At 67.3% G+C, this 16,244-nt stretch carries 15 protein-coding genes; 2 read left to right on the forward strand and 13 right to left on the reverse strand.

The window, feature by feature from the left end:
* Positions 1-30 precede the first annotated feature (30 nt).
* The 13 genes from OG331_RS48545 to OG331_RS48605 all read right to left on the reverse strand — a co-directional run bounded on the left by OG331_RS48545 (position 31) and on the right by OG331_RS48605 (position 14,777).
* The gene (locus OG331_RS48545) at positions 31-1,332 is read right to left on the reverse strand and encodes an NADase-type glycan-binding domain-containing protein (protein ID WP_406191556.1); all 1,302 of its coding nucleotides are present in this window, start codon (positions 1,330-1,332) and stop codon (positions 31-33) included.
* A gap of 719 nt (positions 1,333-2,051) precedes the next feature.
* Positions 2,052-2,540, reverse strand: coding sequence for a phage tail protein I (locus tag OG331_RS48550; RefSeq protein ID WP_406191554.1), 489 nt, complete (start codon positions 2,538-2,540; stop codon positions 2,052-2,054).
* 47 nt (positions 2,541-2,587) lie between these two features.
* Positions 2,588-4,534: a putative baseplate assembly protein gene (locus OG331_RS48555; protein WP_406191552.1), complete on the reverse strand. Its 1,947-nt coding sequence runs from the start codon at positions 4,532-4,534 to the stop codon at positions 2,588-2,590.
* A gap of 1 nt (position 4,535) precedes the next feature.
* Complete coding sequence (locus tag OG331_RS48560; RefSeq protein ID WP_406191550.1) at positions 4,536-4,949, reverse strand: GPW/gp25 family protein; 414 nt, start codon at positions 4,947-4,949, stop codon at positions 4,536-4,538.
* Positions 4,950-5,170: 221 nt separating this feature from the next.
* Positions 5,171-7,114 carry a phage baseplate assembly protein V gene (locus tag OG331_RS48565; RefSeq protein ID WP_406191548.1) on the reverse strand — a complete coding sequence of 648 codons (1,944 nt, stop codon included), beginning with the start codon at positions 7,112-7,114 and terminating at the stop codon, positions 5,171-5,173.
* Positions 7,115-7,117: 3 nt separating this feature from the next.
* Positions 7,118-7,831, reverse strand: a complete 714-nt coding sequence (locus OG331_RS48570) for a LysM peptidoglycan-binding domain-containing protein (protein WP_406191546.1) — start codon at positions 7,829-7,831, stop codon at positions 7,118-7,120.
* A gap of 16 nt (positions 7,832-7,847) precedes the next feature.
* A complete protein-coding gene (locus OG331_RS48575; RefSeq protein ID WP_406191544.1) occupies positions 7,848-8,309 on the reverse strand; it encodes a phage tail protein in 462 nt (153 codons plus the stop codon).
* 28 nt (positions 8,310-8,337) lie between these two features.
* Positions 8,338-8,793 (reverse strand): phage tail protein, encoded by a 456-nt coding sequence (locus tag OG331_RS48580; protein ID WP_406191542.1) that lies wholly within the window; start codon positions 8,791-8,793, stop codon positions 8,338-8,340.
* Positions 8,794-8,806: 13 nt separating this feature from the next.
* Entirely contained in the window at positions 8,807-11,398 is a 2,592-nt protein-coding gene (locus tag OG331_RS48585) for a DUF4157 domain-containing protein (protein WP_406191540.1), read from the reverse strand.
* A gap of 816 nt (positions 11,399-12,214) precedes the next feature.
* Positions 12,215-12,367 (reverse strand): DUF6760 family protein, encoded by a 153-nt coding sequence (locus tag OG331_RS48590; protein WP_406191538.1) that lies wholly within the window; start codon positions 12,365-12,367, stop codon positions 12,215-12,217.
* A complete protein-coding gene (locus OG331_RS48595; protein WP_406191536.1) occupies positions 12,364-12,762 on the reverse strand; it encodes a hypothetical protein in 399 nt (132 codons plus the stop codon). The genes OG331_RS48590 and OG331_RS48595 overlap by 4 nt, the downstream gene beginning before the upstream one ends.
* Entirely contained in the window at positions 12,759-13,202 is a 444-nt protein-coding gene (locus tag OG331_RS48600) for a phage tail protein (protein WP_406191534.1), read from the reverse strand. The genes OG331_RS48595 and OG331_RS48600 overlap by 4 nt, the downstream gene beginning before the upstream one ends.
* 21 nt (positions 13,203-13,223) lie before the next feature.
* Positions 13,224-14,777, reverse strand: a complete 1,554-nt coding sequence (locus OG331_RS48605) for a phage tail sheath family protein (protein WP_406191532.1) — start codon at positions 14,775-14,777, stop codon at positions 13,224-13,226.
* Positions 14,778-14,966: 189 nt separating this feature from the next.
* Here OG331_RS48605 and OG331_RS48610 point away from each other — a divergent pair, with 189 nt between their 5' ends.
* Both OG331_RS48610 and OG331_RS48615 read left to right on the forward strand, forming a co-directional pair.
* Positions 14,967-15,734, forward strand: coding sequence for a DUF4255 domain-containing protein (locus OG331_RS48610; RefSeq protein WP_406191530.1), 768 nt, complete (start codon positions 14,967-14,969; stop codon positions 15,732-15,734).
* Entirely contained in the window at positions 15,719-16,153 is a 435-nt protein-coding gene (locus OG331_RS48615; RefSeq protein WP_406191528.1) for a hypothetical protein, read from the forward strand. The genes OG331_RS48610 and OG331_RS48615 overlap by 16 nt, the downstream gene beginning before the upstream one ends.
* Positions 16,154-16,244 lie beyond the last annotated feature (91 nt).

A 16,244-nucleotide genomic window follows, 5' to 3' on the forward strand; every position in this document is an offset into this window, starting at 1 on the left:
GGACGGGGAGCGTCGACCGCGACGCGGTGCTCACGCGCGCTGCTTGCTGAAGAGCTCTATCTCTGTGACGGCAACGCTGTTGCCGCTGACCGACTTGTACGTGGAGAGCACGTGGATCTCCACCCACGTGACACCTCCGCCGTTCTTTATGCGAACCTGCTGAGGTCCTGACTGGTCCTTGAGCTGCACATCATGAGACTCCCCGTTGGAGAAAACCAGGTGCAGGTCCTTGGGCCGGTCGAAGTCGGCAAACTTATCACTTGCGCCATTGGTGAAGAGCGCGCGGTCGAGATCCACCGGTTGACTGAAGCTCAATGTGAGGGACTTTTCCGGCCCTGCACGAGGGGCCGCCCAGTACGTGTTGTTGTACTGGTCAACTGCGAGGCGCGCATGATGCGTGGCCAGCTGAGAGCTGGCTGTGACCCCTGTCGGTCGCACAGGGTCGTAACGTGGGTGCACGACAGCCGTAACTTTCCGGTTCATCGAATTGATGTGCTGGCTTACCCATGTATGGAACGGAGGAAGGACTGCGTAGGTGATAGTCAGAAGCAGAAATGTTATTCCCAGGATCAGGCGGAGAGGGCGGAGAATCTTGGACATCTCGGGCCCGCGCCTTGATTTGACGCCGGGCTGGCCGGGACGCTGTCCTGCCTTGAGCGTCCTCGGCTTCCGCTTCGGCATGAGACGACGCCACCAAGGCAGTCCCACGACCTCGGCTGTCTCCAGGGAGGTGCCGCACCGTCCGCAGAACTTGCGGGCCGGGGAGTTTCCGGTACCGCATTCACCGCAGATCTTGTCTCCCGGCTGCAGACCGGGCTGCGTTCTCCGGGCCTTGGCCGGACGCTTCTTCGGGGCGACCTGAGGGAGAACAGGCTCGGGCTGATCAGCGATTGGCAGTTCAGCAGTCTTGTCCGGTCCGGGCATGCGTTGCGGAAGGTCTGGCGCTTGCCGGACCGGCAGGAACAAAGCCGCTGCTGCCCTGCCCGTTGGTTTAGAGGACGCACTGTCGTCCTCGTCCTCGTCCTCGTCGTCGTCCTCGTCTTCGTCGTCCTCGTCTTCGTCTTCGTCGTCCAGCAGGTCGTCGAGATCGTCGTCGTCCTCGTCGTCGTCGTCCTCGTCGTCGTCCTCGTCCTCCTCGTCGTCTTCGTCGTCTTCGTCCTCGTCGTCCTCGTCGTCTTCGTCTTCGTCGTCGTCTTCGTCGTCGTCGTCTTCGTCGTCCAGGAGGTCGTCGTCTTCGTCGTCGTCGTCTTCGTCGTCCAGGAGGTCGTCGTCTTCGTCTTCGTCGTCCAGGAGGTCGTCGAGATCGTCGTCCTCGTCCTGGGGTTTGCCCATGCCGGGGGGGCCGCTCATCCCGGGGGGTCCGGGCATGCCGGGTGGGCCGCCCATGCCGGGTGGTCCGGGGCGTGGAGGCATGCCGGGTGGGCCGCCCATGCCGGGTGGTCCGGGGCGTGGAGGCATGCCGGGTGGGCCGCCCATGCCGGGTGGTCCGGGGCGTGGAGGCATGCCGGGTGGGCCGCCCATGCCGGGTGGTCCGGGGCGTGGGGGTGCGCCCGGCATACCGGGGGGGCCGCTCATGCTGGGGGGTCCGGGCATGCCGGGTGGGCCGCCCATGCCGGGGGGGCCGGGACGCCCGGGCATGCCGGGGGGTCCGGGCATGCCGGGTGGGCCGCCCATGCCGGGTGGTCCGGGGCGTGGAGGCATGCCGGGTGGGCCGCCCATGCCGGGTGGTCCGGGACGCCCGGGCATGCCGGGTGGTCCGGGCATGCCGGGGGGGCCGCCCATGCCCGGCATTCCGGGACGCCCGGGCATGCCGCCTGGCCCGGATGCCGCCGCAGCCGGTTCTGCCTTTCCGACGTCGGCATAGATCATGGACTGCACGCGCGCCAGGAGTCCCCGCTTCGGTGCCTTGGCCTCCTCCTCGGCCTGTTGGATGACCTCCTCGGAAATGACGGGCTTCTTGACGGATTCCCCGGTCCACTCCAGGAAACTGCCGCAGGAGCCGCAAAAGGTATCGGATGGCTGGTTGTGTGCCCCGCACTGCTTGCAGACGATCATGCTGAGACCACCTCCAGCCGGTGCACCACGTGAGCGGGTTTGGCGGCCGTGATGAGGTCGTCCAGCACTGCGATGTTCACTGCTTCGAGGTCGGGCACGATCACGCGGATGGCCAGCCGAGGTGTGTCTTCGCCGGGCATCGGCATGTCCGGGGCGGTCGCCCATGCGACGCCGCCGTTGTCGGCGATCTCCGCAGTGCCGCCTGTCAGGATCTCGATGTAGTCGCGCAGGCCGGTGATGGTTCCACGCGTGCGGTGGAGTTCGACAGCGCATGCGAGCGCCTTGCGGGCCCGTTCGGTCGGCCAGTTGCTGTCGATGGTGATGCCGACCCAACTGGCCAGCCATTCCAGGAAGTCGCTGGGAGCGTAGTGCGGATCGAAGTAGGCGGCGAGGCAGTCGAGGGTGGAGAGGACGGGTGAGAGGACATCGTCCAGCCCGGCCAACCAGCGCATCGCGAAGGGATCCTCCTGGTAGACCGCCGGCATCAGGGTTCCAAGCGGGTACGGAGTGGCCAGTCCGGGAACGCTTCCTCTCATCGAGCTTCCTCGATTCGGACGTGATGCTGGTAGGAGTAGATGAGGCTGTTGTCCGCGAGGGTCAGGTGGTTGGTCTCCAGCCCGCGTTCCCCTGTGATCGGGTTGGCTCCGAACAGACGGACTTCATTGACCATGTCGACGCCAGGAAGGCGCTGAAGCAGGGCGTGGATCTCTCCGGTCTGCACGTCGCGGCCGAAGGGCCATCCTGTGCTGTCGGGGCCGCCGGTGATGGGGTTGAGGTAGTTGTAGAGAGCGTCGAGCGCTGCGGTGCGCACCTCAGCCTGGTCTGCCTGGCGGCGGGCGGTGACACTGGCGACGATGGTGATGCCCTGATAGCGGGGCGGCTCGACCAGGACCCGTACGCCGATCAGCCGGACCTGGTCGAGCCGGGTGGCGATGCGGCGCATCAGTTCGGCGGGCGGTGCGAGGTCCTCGAAGCGGACGCGGCCGTTGTCGCTGGCGGCTGAAGGGACGACCAGTACTTTGACCGAGCCTGCGTCGACGGCTTGTTCACCGGCGGTCAGGCAGTGCACGCGCGTGCTGGGGGCTGCGCCTTTGGCGAGGACCTCGTAGTCCTCGGCGGTGACCGCGCGGGTGCGGGACCGCAGCAAAAGAGGGCCGCGGGTTTTGGCTTCCTCGATGGTTTCGCCGTCGCTTCCGCCGGTGGCCGCATCAAGGTTCTCCACTCGTGCCACGAACGGGACCGATGACTTGAGTGTCTGGACCGCTCCCTTGGAGACGTTGCCGCGCCGTCCGCCGCCCGTGGCGTAGCGGTGCAGGCAGATCACTGCCTCACGCGCAGGGACGGCGCCGTACTGCCGTATGGTGCCGTCGGGTTCGCGCACGGCAGGCCCGAAGTGAACGGTGCCGGTATAGCCGTCCAGCACGAAGTGCCGGTCGGCGGGACCGCTGGCGGCGAAGGAACGGACCGGCTCCCAGTCGTCCCAGCCGTCATCGGAGCTGATCTTGAGCTGTGCCGGGTAGGAGCCGCCGAGTACGGGGGTGCGCAGCACGGACAGGGTCTGTCCGGGCACGCCTTCGGACATCCCGAGGACTTCGTCCTGCACGACATCTGCCTGGATGGCCTCCACGGACCCGCCGATGGTATCGGCGCTGACGTCCTGGACGAGGGGAGAGGAGCTGTAGGCGGGTTGGCCCTCTTCGGTTTCGGTGACGATGGCGCGCAGCCAGCCGGCTCGCTCGCTGTCGATGACGCTCACTTCGTGCCGGCGGGGCAGGTGCAAGACGACGGAGCCGTCACGGTTGAGGCCACCGGTCTCGTCGTTGAGGACGGCGCAGTCGGCCCAGTCCTCGCCGTCCCATGCCTGCCATGTCAGCGGCGGGTCGCTGGGGTCGACGCCGACGCCGTCGATACGGCAGGTGAAGTTCAGCCGCACGCAGCATTGCGGAGCGGCATCGCTCAGGCCGATCAGCAGCGCATCGCCCGGGCTGGGGGTGGTGCTGAAGGCAGGGAAGCCGGTGTTGCCGGTGAGCCTGTCCGGGACGGCGTACTGGGAAGCGGCGGCATAGGTGCGTACGTGCTGCAAAGAAGTGGGAACGATCAGCAGGTCGTGGACGGTGGTGAAGACGATCGGGTCCTCGGTCTGGGTGCGCACGGTCGCGGCCTGGGTGCCGGAGGGGAGGACGTGGTCGGTGCGGGCGGGCGCGGACAGCCAGAACGTCAGGGCCGTGCGTGCGGGGGTGGGCGGCAGGATGTACACGCCGATGAGTTCCAGGAACTTGATGTACAGGCGGTCCGGGACACGGTTGAGCCGGTACAGCAGTTGGTCCGTCATGTAGGCGAAGGTCTCGATCAGGGTGACGCCCGGGTCCGAGACGTTGTGGTCGGTCCATTCGGGGCAGCGCTGCATGACCATGCGCTTGGCTTCGTCAACGAGATCCTGGAAACGGCGGTCGTCCAGGTGAGGCGCAGGTAGGACCATGTCAGTCGCTCCCTTCGTCGGGGATGCTGTAGAAGGGGAAGACCAGGTTGCGCTGGTCGTTGGTGGCCTTGGTCGTGTACCGGATGTCGATATAGATCAGGGCCTGATCGTCCGGATCAGGGTAGGCGTCGACGCTCTCGACAATGACGCGTGGTTCCCAGCGCAACAGTGCGTTGTGCACTTCACCGGCTATCTCCGCGGCGGTCTGGATGCTCGCGCCGCGGAAGACATAGTCCCTGAGACGGCAGCCGAACTCGGGGCGCATGGGCCGTTCGCCCGGGTAGGTCGACAGGATGAGCCGCATGGCCTTGATGAGGCAGTCGTCATTGGCCACCATGGCGATGCCGCCGCTGGCGGTGGTACTCATCGGAAAGGCCCACCCGATGCCGGTGAAGTCGGGGCGAGTGTTGTGCATCGCTCACGCCTCCTTCGGCCGGTCCTGGAGGGTGCAGTGCGGTGCCCGGGGCAGGCAAGGTGCCGCACACGGCGCAGATGCGCGCTCTGTTCCGTCCCGGTGCCTCGGATGGCTCCCACTGCTGCGGGCAGGGCCTGGGGACAGCAGGGCCCGCCTGCCGGGGTGGGCGGTTGAGCAGTGGTGCCGCGAGAGGTGCATGGGATTCTCCGGGGAATGCGGGGTCAGGCTCCGAGGTCGATGGAGGGAGACTTCAAAGCGATCGACTGGGGAGCGCTCATCTCGATGGAGGTCTCAGCAGTGAGGCTGATTTTGAGAGCCTTGACCGCGACTTCGGCGCCGCCCTCGACATTGACTTTGCCGCCCTGCCCGGAGTTGATGTTGATCGTGCCGCCCTCGCCGCATTCAATGGTGATTGTTCCAGCGGGATTGGAGCTCTCCGGCGGCACGGGTTTGCACGACAGCGTGACCGTGCCCATCTTCTGGTCGATGGACAGGGCGATGTTCTCGGACTTGGTGCCCAGCACCACAGAGGATTGCAGGCTGGGGCCCCCGACGGTCGCCACGTCGTGGAACGTCAGCCGGTTTCCTGTCGGAGAGGCGAAGCCCCGCCTGACCACCTGCCCGGCCACGGGCGGCATCACCGCGGGGCCGCCCAGTCCGTCCAAGTGGTAGCTGCTGTTGTTGTTGAGCAGGCCACCGATGACATAAGGGCGGCGCACATCACCGAATTCGAAGCCCACCAGAACCTCGTCGCCCACCTCGGGAAGGAAGTACGCCCCGCCGTCGGCTCCGGCGCCCACCTGCACCACCCGCGCCCAGTCGGTGACATAGCTGGGAGACAGCACGGGCAGCATCACCTTGACCCGGCCCTTGGGGGGCAGGCCGGTGTCGCCGGTGTCCGTGACGATGCCGCACAACAGGCCTTCGATACGCGGCGGCGCGCCCTGGCTGGCGCCCATAGAGGTCAGCCCGAGCAGGGACCGGTCGTGCCGGCCGCTCACCCAAAAACGTGTCCGGTAGCCGCCGTCGTCGGCATCAAAGACATGCTGGGCCCGCGTCACCCACCACTTGCCCTCGAACTGCAGGGGAACTCCGTCGACACTCACGGCGCGGCCGGCCTGGATGTCAGGGTGACCGATGGCGACCCCCTCCGCCTCGGCATACGTGCTGCCGATCTGCTCGGCCAGCCCCGCGGCAGCATCGGCGACAGCCATTTCAGGAAGGAGACCGTCGCCGGCAGGACGGTCGTTGACCACGAAAGCATTGGGATTGGGCAGGGAGAGCAGTTGCGCGGCAAGCCGGGGGTTTGCTGGAGGCGGCGGCGGAATCGGCACATTGAGGCCGGCGGCGCGCCATGCCAGAACGGCGGGTTTCAAGGTGATGTCCATGAGGTCGGCTGTCGAGCCGCTGACCGCCTCGCGAGCCACCATGGCCTTGGCATTGTCGCTGTCCCAGCTGCGCACCTCGACCATGGACGTCAGGTTGGCGGAGGTGACGCTGGGCTGGAAGGACAGCAGGTTCTTCTTGTAAGTGAGATCGAACCCTGGCAGCAGGGACAAAAGCCCTGAGCCGGAGGCCTTGCGGAAGTAGAACACCCCGTCCCTCACGCCGGTTTCATAGCCGATCTCCCGCGCACGCTGCTTGAGGAACTCCCAGTCGGTCTGGTTCACCTGCGGCATGTGTGTGTGGATGGTGAGCGTCGGCTCAACCTCCATCGGGACCAGGCCCGCCCCCTCGGCGATCTGCATAGCGATGGAGGAGTCCGTCTCCTGTGTGAAGACCCGGGTGCGGCGGGCGTGCTGCAGGCGGTGGGACCGGTCCAGGCCGCGGACCACGGTGAGGACCTGCATGTTCTCGCACACGGCCTCGATGGAAGTGACCTCTCCGCCCATCAGCTCACTGGCGTCGGGCACGCCCGCTGCCTTCCCCGTGATCACCACCCAGGAGCCGATCATCAGACCGCTCTCCATCGCCGAGTTGGTCGTGCTGCTCTCGAGGAAGACCAGCTCGAACATGTCCGGCATGTGCAGGTGCGTGTCCACGGAGACGCGGACAAGCCGGTCCGAGACCAGCGGCGACAACGGCAGCGCGGCCGGGAAGACCTCCCCGACCAGCACACCGGGACGAACGGTTTCCGCGGCCTGCGACAAAAGATTGGAGAACATCAGTCATCCCTCATCGGTGATCTCGGACATGTTGGGGAGATACACGTACTGCCCGGGCTTCACGCGCAGCGGATCATCGATCCCGTTGGCCTTCGCCAGAGCCCGCCAGTGCTTGGGATGGCCGTAATGCTCGGTCGTGATCTGTGTGAGGTTGTCTCCCTCACGCACCAGATGGCTGCTGCGCCCGGGCAGCCCTCCGGAACTGGGGTTGGTGGGCAGGGTTCCCAGAACGTTGGGCTGCTCCCGCATGGAGAGGGAAACAGTAGCGCGCAGGGGGAGCCCCAATTTGTCGAAGCGGTCGTAGGCGATGGTGACGTCCTCCAGCCTGACGAGGTAGAAAAACCCCGCGGCAGGTGGACCCCATTGGAACGACAGCAGGGGCAGTTCGGTGGCGATCGGGAACCCCGGTATCTTCAGCGACGCCAGGATCGTGGGGGGCGCGCACCAGCCCATGAGCAAGTCGCAGCGGGCCTTGGTGTCCTGGCCCGACAGGATGATGTCGCCGATCGAAATGCCGGCCAGCGGGCTCTTTTCCAGCAGAGTGGGGCTGGCGCCCTCCGCCATGGCGCGCGAGCTGGTCTTCGGGGTCCGCTTGAACTGGATCTTGAGGGGGTTGTAGTTGAACAGCACGAAGCCGGGCGCCGCCGGCGAGATGGACACGAGCTTGGCACGGTCATGGCCAGGCGCCCAGTTGGTGTATTGGGGAGGAGCAGTCACTTTCTACATCCCTTGGCTACAGGAATCCCTGGTGGACAAGGTCCAGAGATTCCAGGGCGACGGCAGCGGTTCCCATGGCGTCGAGAGACGGACCCGACCATTTCGCAGGGAACACGTTGCGCAGGGTCCAGACGGCAACAACCTCGGTCAAAGAGGCGTCGTACAGTTTGATCGTCGCCGTACAGCCCCGGTAGGTGCCCCCCGTAGGATCCTCCATCCATAGCTGCGAGATATCCCTCAGCCACTGCTGGACCCTGGGGGAGTCAACGGCCGACATGGCCCGCTCGAGCGTGATGACCTGATATTCGAGTTGTTCGGGAAGCACTGCGGCCGGCTGGTCGTAGAGTCCTCCCTCATAGTGGAACTTGTGCTTGAAGCTGACGGTCATTCCCTTGCAGCTTTTCCAGCCGCCCAGGCCTATGCCGTCCACGTCGACCTGGAACCTCTGAGTGATGCCCAGGGGCGGAGCGTCTGTCATGGGTCTGCACGCCTTCCCTGCGGTGGGGTCACTGGAACTGCGTTTCGTCGGAGAGGAATCCCTCGTGGACGAGAGTCAGGGTCTCCATGGCAACCTTGCTCGCGGAGGCCTCGAACTTTTCCACCGCCCACTTCAGAGGCATGACGTTGACCAGGTCCCAGCTGGCGATCTTCAGGTTCTCGCTGTCGCCCAGCTCGATGGTCCCGGTGAACCGCTTCCGGGAGTTCGCGAAGGAGCAGTTCTTGAGCCAATCCTGCACCTTCATCGTGTCCTGGCAGGCCGCTCGCTGCAGGACGATGTCGGAGTACTTTGTGGACCCGGGAAAATAAGTCCGGCGATTTCCCGAGTCACCTGCACGGTATTCACACAGATTCCATGAGACGTCCAAGCCGGACGCCGACGACCAGTAGCCGAGGTCGACGGTGTTGTCTTCGAGAACCACCTTGAACCGGTTGGCAAGGGCGAGTTGATCGAGGTTGCCCATTTCATTTCCTTTCTCATCTGTAATCGCTGAGCATGCCCGCGCGTGCGCGGTCGTTTCTCAGTTCCGCAGCCAGCCGGCTGCGCAGCCGGCTGTAGAGCCGGTCGGCCAGTTCGTCCAGGTTCAGGGCGTCCGTGGCGATCTGCTGTTTACCGGCCTGCGGGGCCGATGCGACTGCGGTGGTCAGGGCCGTTGTGGCCGCGGTGACCGCCGCGGTGCCCGTCGCGGTGCCCGTCGTGGTGACCGCCGCGGTGCCTGTCGCGGCCGGTTCGGTGCCGGAGTCGAGGTCGAGGGCGTCCTGGCCCGCTTCGGAGCGGGCGGGATCGACCCATTCGCCCGGGGACTCGAAGACGCCGAAAGCCTGTCGGATCTGCTTGCGTTTCTTCCCGAAGACTTTCAGGCCTGTCAGGGCGTCCAGTGTTCCGGCCAGTTCCATGCCGGCTTCGGCGGCCAGTGCTCCGTAGGAGTGCCCGGAAGAGACAATGATGGAGGGATAGATAGGTGATTTCTTCGTGCCGAGGAATGTCTTTTCCGGAGGGGCCTCGATCACGATGTCTTTTTCGGCTTTTGCCGAAGGCCGTTCAGTGATCTTGTAGTGGGTGATGCCGGCCTGCTGCAGTACCCTTTTCGCTTCTTCCAGTGTCATGCCCACGATTTGAGGCATCCGCAAGGGGTGCTCGTCGGAGGCCGAAGGCATCTTGGCTGCTGCAGCGCTGGGGCGGGCCGGCTTCTCGGCCGCAGCGGCACCGCTTGCCGCGCCGGCCGCGCCGTCCCCCTCCACCACCCCGGCGGATCCGGTGGGCAGGACGGGGAGCGTGGAGGCGGCCGGCGTGGCCGGCGTGGTCGTGGCCGGCGTGGTCGGCGCGGCAGAGGAGGTGCCCGGGCTGCCGGTAGCGGCAGGGGAAGTGCCGGGCGACGTCCCCGTCTGCTTCTCTGCGTCCTTCCTGGGCGGCGCAGACGTCTTTCCTGCGGACTTCTTCCCGGACTTCTCCGACGTCTCGGAAGCCGGTTTTTCCGTCTTTTCGTCGCGTTGGAAGACGCCGAACTGCTGGCGGACGTTCTGCGCGTACTCGTCCTTCCACTTCAGGCCCAGCATTGCGGTGGCTGTCTGGAGGGTTGAGGTGGCCGCATCGCTGAACGCGGCGTCCCGACTCCGGCCGCTGGAGATCGTCACGATGACCTGGGTTTCCTCGAGGTAGGTCTTTCCCTCCCCGGGTGACACCCCGATCACGATGTCTTTCTCGGAGGTGCTCTCCCGGTAGCGCCTGGTGATCGGGTTCCTCAGCTTTTTCAGCAATGGCTGCAGCTGGATCTCGGCCTCGCGCCAGGTCAGCCCGATGATCTGGGGGATCTTGGGCAGGGAACCGTATCCGCTGCCGTCGCCCTCGAGCTCGTTGAACAGCCGGACCGCCGCGTCGAATTCTCGTTCCTCTTTACGGCTGATGTCTTCGTCGGTGAACCCGGTCTTTCCGTCCGTCCTCCAGCGGACGGCCGTGTTCATCGCCTCGACCCGCCTGTTTTTGAGCCAGACAGGATCGGTGAGTTCCTCCTTGGACGCGTGTTTCCAGATTTCAAGCTCCGCCTCGTGCACCCCGATGGCGAAGTTGTCCCGCAGGTCCTCGATCCGGTTGTACCGGTCGTGGTTCAGGTCGCTGAGGATTTGCAGTTTGACCTGGAGCAGCTGCTCCTCGCCGAAGTGCTGGGTGACGGCGGCGGAGCTGTCGACGGAGTCGAGGGCCTCTCCGGAGCCGAGCACGAGGTGGCCGGCCCCGTCATGGTGGGCCAGGCCCTGCCGCAGCAGCTCTTCGGCGAGCTTGCCGATATACCGGGAGGGATCCAGGGCGGGGGAGTGCATCAGCTCTGCCGGGCCCGCGGCAGGTCCGGCGCCGGCCGACAGCACTCCCTCGCCGGCGCGGGCTTGGGCTTCCAAGGCTTGCCCGTGCGGCGTGTGCGGGTGCGGCAGGGCGGCACCCAGAGTGCGCTGCTGCACCACATGCACCAGTTCGTGTCCGAGCAGGGGACGGGCCCGGGGGCTGTCCAGAGGACCTTCATCGGCCGGCAGGAAGACCGCCCCGCCGCGGCTGAAGGCCCGCGTGTTGCGGCTGCGGGCCTCGGTGGCGGCCTCCGGGCCGCGGAAGACGGGAACGCGCGATATGTCGGTGTGGTAGCTGGCCTGGAACGTAGCGGCGACGGCGGGCGGGACCCGCTCGACACCGGGCGGGTCGGCCGGCGGCAGCACGACCTGGGCATGCGGCTGGGGCTGCACGGGAGTCGGACCGGGCTGGTAGCGCACCACCGGCGCCGTGGGCGCCGCCGTGGCCGTCTCACGCGCCGCAGGCGGATGCCGCAGCGCAGCAGGGGCTTCCCGTGCGGCGGCAGGCTGCGGCGCAGCAGGCGTTTCCCGTGCGGCGGCAGGCTGCGGCGCAGCAGGCGTTTCCCGTGCGGCGGCAGGCTGCGGCGCCGGAGCAGGAGGCGGGCCGGCGGCCGGTTCCTCCTCCGCATCGTCGTCGGAATCGCTGTGCTGCTCCTCGGCCGGATGGGTAAGAGGGGCTTCGCCGGGCGGCTGGGTCAGCGGCGCGCCCAGGCCGAGCCGGCGGCTCTGGCCCAAGTTGCGCCTGCGGGACGGCCTGGGCGCACCGCTGCCAGGCGCCGGCTGCAGTGGCGCAGGAGCCGGAGGGCCTGAGGCAGGCGGGGGCTGGGCGGCCTCGTCGGAAGGCAGAGGCCAGGGCGCCGTCCAGGACGTCATGCCCTTCAGCGGCTCGTCCCGGCTGGGCAGCGACGGCGCGGCCGGCTGGTCCGGCACAGCCGCGGCCGGCTGATCCAGCGCAGGGAAGAAGGGTGCGTTGCCGGCGGCCCGCAGCCACCCAGGGGCCCTGTAGGGCTCGGCGGGCTCCTGCGGCTGGCCCACCCAGGCATCCACCGCCTCGGTCAGAGGGGCCGACGGCTGGGGGCGAGGATGGTTCAGTGCCCGCACCGGCCGGGCGGCGGGCTGCGGCAGCGGTTCGACCGCCGGCGCCTGGGCCGTCGGGGGCCCGGGCGCCGCCGTGCGGGGCAGGCGCAGGGCGCGGCGCCGGGCGGCGGGCGGCTGCGGCTGGGAGGGGGCGAGCGCCGGGGCGGCCAGTCCCTCGACCCGACCCGCCGGAGCGGGCTCATCGAGGGGGACCGCCGTGCGGTGCAGCAGAGAACGGGTGCCGCTGACGTCGGGCAGGCCGGCGACCGGTACGGCGATCGCGGGCGGCGCAAGGACCGAAGGACGCAGGGCGGGCAGCGCTGCCCAGTCCCGGCCGGCCCTGGCCTGCCCGTCGGCTCGCGCCGTGTCACTGGCCGACCTGTCGGGCACGCTGCCATCCGCGGCCGGTTGCCGGGTGCCGGCACGGCGAAGCGGCCACCGCATGGCGACTCCTTTCTGTGCTGTTGCTGCCGGTCATCCGGCCATCCGGGTATGGATCTTTCCGACTTCCTCGATGAGACGCTCACGCACCGGATGCTCAAGATCGAGGATCGTCTCGAACGGCCAGTGCAGGTAATAGGCGACGTACGCGGCTTCCTCCCACAGGCGGTCAGCCGCGTACGTCACGATCCCCCCGAGGCATCACCCGCTACGTCCACGGCGAAGTCGTGACCGCACGCAGGGCAGGACACGGCGGCCTCGGTGTGGCCGTCCTGGTTGATGCGCCGGTAGAGGTCCTGCAGGAACGCCAGGTCGGAAGCGAAAAGGTTTTCGATGACGAAGGTGTCCACCTCCGACACCGACCCCAGACTGGTCACGGTGCGTTCCAGGAGCAGGACGGTCAGGTAGGCCGGGTTCTGCCGCACCCGCTGGTCTGTTTGCGGCAGCAGCTCGTCGCGGGCTGTGGCCAGCCGCATCACCCCCTCGCGGTGCACCTGGCCTGCCTCGTCGACGTAGCCGCGGGGCAGGACGAACGGGTACTGCGTGCGCATGCCGCCCTCGGCGGTGGTGGTCACGGTCACGGCGCCACCCGCTGCAGGTGCTCGCACACGAGGGTGACGGTCTCCATGAGCACCTCACTGCTGCCCGCCCGCAGCGCCCCGACCTCCAGCTTGGACGGCCAGGCGTTTTGCAGGTAATAGCGGGCGACAGGGGTGCCGTCGGAGCTGTACATGACCAGTGAGGCGCTCTTGCGGGCGGCGGTGAGGTCGCCGAGCAGCACCGTCTGGTGCCATGACCACAGCTCCAGGCCCGAGGTCTTGCCTCGCTTCAGTACAACGGTGGGGGGCTTCGCCTTGCCGGGCAGTTTCTTGAAGATGATTTCCTTGTCGGAGGAGGAAAGATAGTCCACCGGTTCCACTTCGGTGACGATGCCGGAGAGTTCCGAGAAGGAAGCGATTTCGTATCCGTCGATCACCACGGCGAACCGTGAGGCGGTTATCGCATCGTGCGGTTGAGCCATTACATGTCTCCTTTACCGGCTTTATTCCTCGAGTCCCGCGCCGTCGGCGTACTGCGAGATTCTGAACACGACGAATTCGGCCGGTTTGACGGGGGCGATGCCGATCTCCACATTGAGGATTCCCTGGTCACGGCTTGAGGGCGGGTTGTTCTCCTCGTCGCACTTGACGAAGAAGGCCTGATCGGGAATCCGGCCGAAGAGGGCACCGTCGCGCCATACGCCGCGCAGAAACATGGTGACGGTGCGTTTCACCGAGTCCCACAGCTTCTGGTCGTTCGGTTCGAAGACGACCCAGTTCGTTCCCTGCAGAATGGATTCCTCGACGAAGTTGAACAGGCGGCGGACGTTGATGTAGCGCCACTCGGCGTCGCTGGCGAGGGTGCGCGCGCCCCAGACACGAATGCCCTGGCCGGGGAAGGCGCGGATGCAGTTGACCCCGATGGGGTTGAGCTGGTCGTGCTCTCCACGGGTGATGTTCAGTTCCAGGGAGATCGCTCCGCGGACGACTTCGTTGGCGGGCGCCTTGTGGACGCCGCGGGTGGCGTCGTTGCGTGCCCATACCCCTGCGAGGTGGCCCGAGGGGGGAATGTGGACCGCCTTGCCCGCCGCCGGGTCCATCACCTTCACCCACGGCCAGTACAGCGTGGCGTACTTCGAGTCGTAGCCGGCCGTCTCCGAGCGCCAGGTCTTGATCTGCTGGGCGTTCATCTGCGGCGGAGGGTCGAGAATGGCCATCCGGTCGGCCATCAGCTCGCAGTGGGCGATCATCCCCAGCTGGACCGCCTTGACCCCTTCCAGGTCGATCAGGCCGTCCCGGTAGGCGCTCATGAGGTCCGGGACACTCAGCATGGTGACCTCGTCGATCGCCTCCAGGCCGGCAAAGCCCGTGCGGTCGCCGGAGTCGCCGACGTAGTCGCTGGCCGATACCCGTTCGGGAGCGGACTCGGAATCCGGTGCCGCCGGCGCCGGCAGGTCGACCTCGCCGTGGTTGGGCACCAGCTGGGCGGCGCCCTTGGCCTCCTCGATCACGATCAGCCGGGAACGCTGACGCACGGCGTGGACCACATTGCGGGGGCCCTTCTTGACCGTGACGTTGTCGAAGGTCTCCTTCTCCTTGCCGTCCTGCTTGATCACCAGCTTGAAGGTTCCTTCGGCCGGCTCGGACGGCTCGGTCACCACCACGGACAGCGATGGCGCAGCCTCGGCGTCGGATTCCTTGACCCGCACCACGAGCGCAGGCCGGGCACTGTCCCCGGAACCGGCGGTCAGCTCGGCCTGGGCCGGCGAAGCCGTTTCGGGCTCCTGCTCCTGCCCTCCTCCGATGCGCACCACATAGGCGGTGCCGCCGCCGTTGAGGAAGTACCCGTAGACGGCGTGGGCGAGGTAAGCCCCTTCTGTGAAGTCGCCGAAGGCCTGGGTGAACTGCGTCCAGTTCGTCACAAGGGTGGGCTCGTTATATGGGCCCTTCTGTGCAAAGCCGACAAACGCGCACACCGCGGTGCCCACGCCCTCGATGGGTTTTGAGCCGGAGGAAACTTCCTCCATGTACACACCAGGTGAGAGGTAACTGGGCACATGCCCTCCTGCAGCAACAAAGGTTCGGCTGACATCAGGAAGACTGTCAGCCCGTACCCGGCCTCTCCCATGGACCGCAGGGTGGCCAGCAAGACACCCAGTTCTGCGTCATCGTGCAGCGGCCTGTGTCCGCCCGGCGGCCCCGCAGCGGAGTGCGTTCGGGCCCGGCCCCGCGAGACAGTGGCGGACATGTTCCACGAAGTGGATGCCAGCCTGCACGCCTTCCTCACGGACCGTCTGCCCGAGGGCACCGCCGTCAGCTTCGACGCGCCGCCCGGTGCCGACGGACGCCCCGACGCACCGCAGGTCTGCCTGTTCCTGTACCACGTGGCCGAAGACGCCGGCGGGCGTGCCGCCGGGTGGGGGGAGGTCCGCGACGAGCACCACCAGGTGATCAAGCGGCATCTGCCCCTGCGCCGCTACGACCTGTCCTACCTCGTCACCGCCCTGGCGCCGTCGGTCAAGGACGAACACCGGCTGCTGGGAGCTGTGCTGGCCGCGCTGGTCAACTACGAGTCCTTGCCGACGGCGTGCCTGAGCTCGTCCCTGGCGGCGGTCGGACGGCCGGTCCCCCTGCGGACTGCCGTCCTCGACCCCGTCGCGCCCGGATGGAAGCTGTGGTCGGCGCTGCAGATGCCCCCGCGTGCCTGCCTCGACCTGGTCGTGACCGCGCCTTTGCTGCCTGACCGGCCGCTGGAGCTCGCGAGCCCCCCCGACATTCTGGATCTGGGCATCACCCCCTCCTCCGACCCGGCGCAGGCACGCCCTCCCGTCATGCCCGGGCCCGCCGCCTCGCCGGTGCGGCGCTGGACCACCGTGCGCATCAGGGAACGCATCGGCACCCGCACCGATCCGGACGTGCCGGCCCCGAGCGCACCCCCACCGCAGACCGACCCGCCGGCGCCGAGCGAGGCGCCGGCAGAAGAAAGGGGAGACAGTCCATGGGAGACCAGCTGATCGTCACTGGTGACCTGCTCCAGGTCACCATCACCCCTCCCGCCGTCGTCCCCGAGCTGGAGGCACCGTGTCCGCTGACCGGTACCAGCGCCACCGTGAAGATCACGAAGAGAGCCGCGTGCCTGGTCGGTGACGAACTGCCCCCGGCGCTGAGGCAGCCGATGGCGTACATCTCACCGCCGTTCGTGGTCCCCGGAACGGGAACCCTGCAGCTCATCCTGCAGCCCATCAACATGACGCAGATGGTCACGAACGACCACAAGCCGATGCTGCTGAAGGGCGCCATGTTCGATGCGATCTTCACCGTTGAGTCGCCGGCCATGCAGGTCACCCCGCTTGGCTCAATCCCCGATCCGGTTCCGGTCAAGCAGGGCGAGGCAATCTTCCAGACCACCAATACGGTGGCCCGCGGGCAGTGACCGGCGTCCGCCTCGGACCCCCGGGCACCCGTTGCCGGCCTGCCCGGAGAGAGGCCGGAGGGGAGAATCAGATAGATTGCCCGCTTTTGCG

This window comes from Streptomyces sp. NBC_01017 (assembly GCF_045162795.1).
GTDB classification, from domain to species: Bacteria; Actinomycetota; Actinomycetes; order Streptomycetales; family Streptomycetaceae; genus Streptomyces; species Streptomyces machairae.

Coding starts and splice junctions, on each gene's coding strand:
- OG331_RS48545 (WP_406191556.1), bottom strand. CDS start 1,332: ATGGGCAAACCCCAGGACGAGGACGACGATCTCGACGACCTCCTGGAC.
- OG331_RS48550 (WP_406191554.1), bottom strand. CDS start 2,540: ATGCCGGCGGTCTACCAGGAGGATCCCTTCGCGATGCGCTGGTTGGCC.
- OG331_RS48555 (WP_406191552.1), bottom strand. CDS start 4,534: ATGGTCCTACCTGCGCCTCACCTGGACGACCGCCGTTTCCAGGATCTC.
- OG331_RS48560 (WP_406191550.1), bottom strand. CDS start 4,949: ATGCACAACACTCGCCCCGACTTCACCGGCATCGGGTGGGCCTTTCCG.
- OG331_RS48565 (WP_406191548.1), bottom strand. CDS start 7,114: ATGTTCTCCAATCTTTTGTCGCAGGCCGCGGAAACCGTTCGTCCCGGT.
- OG331_RS48575 (WP_406191544.1), bottom strand. CDS start 8,309: ATGACAGACGCTCCGCCCCTGGGCATCACTCAGAGGTTCCAGGTCGAC.
- OG331_RS48580 (WP_406191542.1), bottom strand. CDS start 8,793: ATGGGCAACCTCGATCAACTCGCCCTTGCCAACCGGTTCAAGGTGGTT.
- OG331_RS48600 (WP_406191534.1), bottom strand. CDS start 13,202: ATGGCTCAACCGCACGATGCGATAACCGCCTCACGGTTCGCCGTGGTG.
- OG331_RS48610 (WP_406191530.1), top strand. CDS start 14,967: ATGTTCCACGAAGTGGATGCCAGCCTGCACGCCTTCCTCACGGACCGT.
- OG331_RS48615 (WP_406191528.1), top strand. CDS start 15,719: ATGGGAGACCAGCTGATCGTCACTGGTGACCTGCTCCAGGTCACCATC.